The 3,396-nt window shown below is 66.7% G+C and carries 4 protein-coding genes and 3 pseudogenes; 4 read left to right on the top strand and 3 right to left on the bottom strand.

The features are described 5' to 3' along the window. The 4 genes and pseudogenes from ACIO1C_RS35905 to ACIO1C_RS35890 all read left to right on the top strand — a co-directional run. Window positions 1–94, top strand: a pseudogene (locus ACIO1C_RS35905) (IS5/IS1182 family transposase); the annotation flags it as partial. Window positions 95–144: 50 nt separating this feature from the next. Further along, window positions 145–390 carry a transposase gene (locus tag ACIO1C_RS35900; protein ID WP_401872020.1) on the top strand — a complete coding sequence of 82 codons (246 nt, stop codon included), beginning with the start codon at window positions 145–147 and terminating at the stop codon, window positions 388–390. A 386-nt stretch (window positions 391–776) separates the two neighbouring features. After that, the gene (locus tag ACIO1C_RS35895) at window positions 777–1,811 is read left to right on the top strand and encodes a RelA/SpoT domain-containing protein (protein ID WP_401872017.1); all 1,035 of its coding nucleotides are present in this window, start codon (window positions 777–779) and stop codon (window positions 1,809–1,811) included. A gap of 135 nt (window positions 1,812–1,946) precedes the next feature. Further along, on the top strand, window positions 1,947–2,303 hold the full coding sequence (locus ACIO1C_RS35890; RefSeq protein WP_401872014.1) for a hypothetical protein: 357 nt from the start codon (window positions 1,947–1,949) through the stop codon (window positions 2,301–2,303). A gap of 40 nt (window positions 2,304–2,343) precedes the next feature. Here the strand turns inward: ACIO1C_RS35890 and ACIO1C_RS35885 are convergent, their stop codons facing one another. From ACIO1C_RS35885 to ACIO1C_RS35875, 3 genes and pseudogenes are all read right to left on the bottom strand, one after another. After that, complete coding sequence (locus ACIO1C_RS35885; RefSeq protein ID WP_401872011.1) at window positions 2,344–2,871, bottom strand: hypothetical protein; 528 nt, start codon at window positions 2,869–2,871, stop codon at window positions 2,344–2,346. Between the two features lie 74 nt (window positions 2,872–2,945). Then, window positions 2,946–3,080: pseudogene (locus ACIO1C_RS35880) on the bottom strand (pyridine nucleotide-disulfide oxidoreductase); the annotation flags it as partial. 222 nt (window positions 3,081–3,302) lie between these two features. After that, a pseudogene (locus tag ACIO1C_RS35875) lies at window positions 3,303–3,396 on the bottom strand (IS5/IS1182 family transposase); the annotation flags it as partial.

Raw genomic sequence — 3,396 nt, 5'->3', positions numbered from 1 at the left:
CATCCGCTGGGAACGACGAGCAGACATCCACGAAGCTTTCCTCAAGATCGCCTGCTGCCTCATCACCCACCGACAGATCAACTCATTGTGTTAGCCGTTGTTAGGCGTCGCTTCCGATGTTGTGATTCGCTCGTTGAACCGCACATGACGGAGCTGATCGAGCGGCTGATGCCAGACGAGTTGTGGACGCTGTTCCGGCGGGTGGTCCCGCCGGCGGAGATCACCCGCCCGCAGGGCGGCGGCCGCCGACGAGCTGGGGACCGTGAATGTCTGGCGGCGATCATCTTCGTGGCCACCGGCGGCTGCACCCGGCGGCAGTTGCCTCCGGCGTTGGGGCCAGCCTGGCCCACCGCCCACCGCCTACCGACGCTTCGCTCAGTGGAGCCGTGAGCGGGTGTCGGCCAGGCTGCACCGGGTGCTCCTCGACGAACTCGGGACTCGGGGCGAGCTGCACTGGTCGCGATGCGCCATCGACTCCGTCAGCGTCCGGGCGGCACAAGGGGGCCGCTCACCGGACCGCATCCGACCGACCGCGGCAAGCCGGGATCGAAAATCCATCTGATCACCGACCGCGACGGACCGCCCCTGTGCGTCTCCGGCGCCAACACGCACGACAGCCTCGGCCTGCAGCCGCTCGGAAGCAGGATCCCGCCCCCGAGCGTCGCATCCGCCAGCGCATCGCCCGCAAAGGCATCGAGCCATCCTCCGGAAAGGCCCGCGCCGAACGCGGCGATAACCGCAGGCGGGCGTCTGCGCGGCCCTGTACGGTCGCGACCATGAAGAAGTGGGTGGTGCCTGAGAACTCGAACAAGCGCGTCCAACGCGCGAGCCGGATGATCGGTAAGGGGACGGGCACGCCCGAGGAGATCAGGGAGGCGCGGGACGTCCTGAGCAACTACCGTCTCGCCCATGCATTTCCTCTGAACGCGGTGACCGTGACCGTGCGGCAGCGAGCGCTCGCCGTGAACCCGAACGCCGTCGTGGCCGAGCGCCGGAAGCGCCTGCCCACGATCCTGGACAAGTTGAAGCGCCACCCCACGATGAGCGTGACCACCATGCAGGACTTGGGGGGCTGCCGGGTGGTCTTCGGCACCGTCGCCGAGGTGGACGAGTTGCTCAGCGTCCTGGTCGACTTGCCACGGAGCAAGAACCGCGTCAATAAGGTCTACAACTACCTACGTGATGACCCGGGGCCACGCAATTCTGGCTACCGGGGTGTTCACCTGGTGTACGAGTACGGAGCCTCGAAAGAGGAATACCACGGCCTGCGGATCGAGCTGCAGGTGCGCACGCAGCTCCAGCACGCCTGGGCGACCGCCGTCGAGACGATGGATTTGTTCTCGGGCAGCGAACTGAAGTATGGGAAGGGCGACGCGAACGTGCTCAGGTTCTTCGTCCTAGTCAGCTCGCTCATGGCGTACGAGGAAGGCACCACCCCGGTACCCGGCGCCGAGGGGACGCGGGAGGAGTTGGCGGCTGAGTTGGCGCTCCTAGAGGCGAACGTCGGCGTTCTGGAGCGGCTAAGGGGCTACGCGGCGATCGTGGGCGAGCACGCCAAGACCGACCGCCGGAACGCCCTGACCCTCGAGCTCTGGCGGACCGAGGGACGGCTCACAGTGACGGTACACGAGACGCTGGCCGCCGCAGAGGCCCGGATCACCGAGTTGGAGGCATTGGACAACCAGGACTTGGACGCGGTGCTCATCAACATCGCCCGGATCAGCCAGCTGCGCGACGCGTACCCGAACTACTTCGCCGACACCGGCCGTTTCACCGAGTTCGTCGTGGCGTGCCTAAATCACCGGTATTGACCTTAGCCTCAATTCGTCGGCGGGGTTCGGTGGTTGACCTGCCGGCCATGTGGCCAGCTTTCCGGCTGGGGGACCAGTGTCGGCGCCGCGCCGTAAACTGTGGACAAGGCGCGGGGCCGACAAAAATGAGGTGTCATGAGTCACTCCCGCGTCACCGCCGCGAACTTCATCGCCCGCAAACTTCCCGACCCGCACGAGGCCGTACTAGGTGGGCCGGACTCGGAAGCCATCCACGACCTACTGGCCACCGTCCACGCGGACTTCGTCTGCCCGCCGAGCGGTCACTCGTTCTCGTGGCAGGACTGCTACGACGGGGCGTGGGTGCGCCCCCTGCCGCATAAGGCGGGCTTTCTCCTGGACGAGCGCGGCAACCCGAAGCCCGTTCCCGAGCACGTTGCGGGTGAAGCCGCCGACCGGGCCCGTGAGGCCCAGGCCATCGCGGTACGCATCCGCCGAGAGGCCCTGCACATGCCGCTCGGCAACCAGGGCTGAGCTGTCCGGCCGCACCGCCCCTACGGGGTTCGGTCGACGCTTACCCGAGACGCGGCGGGACGCGCAGCGGCACCGGTTCGTCCTGGCCCTCCCAGACGACACGAAGAACAGAGGGAATGGGCTCCGCCATGGCCCCGACCATCATGAAGGGGTACACGTCCCCCGCTGCCACGGAGAGGCTGGTCGGCCATTCGTCCCGAGCGCCGGGTGCGTCGAGACAGCAAACGTTCTCTGCACGGGCCGTCCCGTAGTTGATCAGCTCCCAGACGGCCCTGCTGCGGTGCTCGATACGGAACTTCGCACGCGGCTGGCTGGCCTCTTCCTCTTGCCTGCGCCGCTCGGCCACCTCGCGCCGCTGGTCGGCAAGAGTCTCCTCGGCCGCTGCCGCCGACCTCTCTGCGGCATCGCTCGAACGACGCGTCTCGACCACCGACTGCTCAGCAGCGGTAGCCGAACCTTCGGCAGCGTCAGCCGCACGCTTGCTGTGCTTCACTGATCTCAGGCTGACGATGAAGGCCGCCAGCCCCAGACCTGCTCCCACCCACGCCGGGGCGTCTCCCATGTCCATGCCGCGAACGTACGCCCCTGGTCTGACACTGATACACCTAAGGTGCACGCGGATGCCTCTGTCAGCGGAGGAGGTCAGCGATCCGCGCGTACGGCGTCGCGGGCGGGGCGGCCGACGCCGATGAGGGTGGCGGAGCCGGGGCCGGTCCAGTCGTCGTAGCCGAGGAGGTGGAGACGAGGCTCTCCGACGGCTTGGGTGCCGTGGATGGGAACGTGCCACAACGTGCCAGTAGGTGCGGTAAAACACGGCCAACGAGGGCAAGCCAGAGGCACCCGACAGAAGGTCCTCGGCAAGCGTTGTCGCAGTTCAGAGGCTGTACGCATGCTCAAGTGCCGGGTGATTCCCAAGCTCCGAGCGCGAGTTCGATCCTTGTCCCCCCTCCATGATGAACCTCCAGGTCTCTGAGCAGGGTGGCGGACGCCTAACAACGGCTAACACAATGAGTTGATCTGTCGGTGGGTGATGAGGCAGCAGGCGATCTTGAGGAAAGCTTCGTGGATGTCTGCGCGTCGTTCCCAGCGGATT

Origin of the sequence: Streptomyces sp. NPDC087420 (assembly GCF_044744165.1) — a bacterium.
Lineage (GTDB): Bacteria > Actinomycetota > Actinomycetes > Streptomycetales > Streptomycetaceae > Streptomyces.
This window is presented reverse-complemented; position numbering and strand designations above follow the sequence as displayed.

What these genes read in the sequence shown, in the direction of transcription:
- ACIO1C_RS35885 (WP_401872011.1), bottom strand. Translation starts at nt 2,871, where the DNA reads ATGGACATGGGAGACGCCCCGGCGTGGGTGGGAGCAGGTCTGGGGCTG.
- ACIO1C_RS35900 (WP_401872020.1), top strand. Translation starts at nt 145, where the DNA reads ATGACGGAGCTGATCGAGCGGCTGATGCCAGACGAGTTGTGGACGCTG.
- ACIO1C_RS35895 (WP_401872017.1), top strand. Translation starts at nt 777, where the DNA reads ATGAAGAAGTGGGTGGTGCCTGAGAACTCGAACAAGCGCGTCCAACGC.
- ACIO1C_RS35890 (WP_401872014.1), top strand. Translation starts at nt 1,947, where the DNA reads ATGAGTCACTCCCGCGTCACCGCCGCGAACTTCATCGCCCGCAAACTT.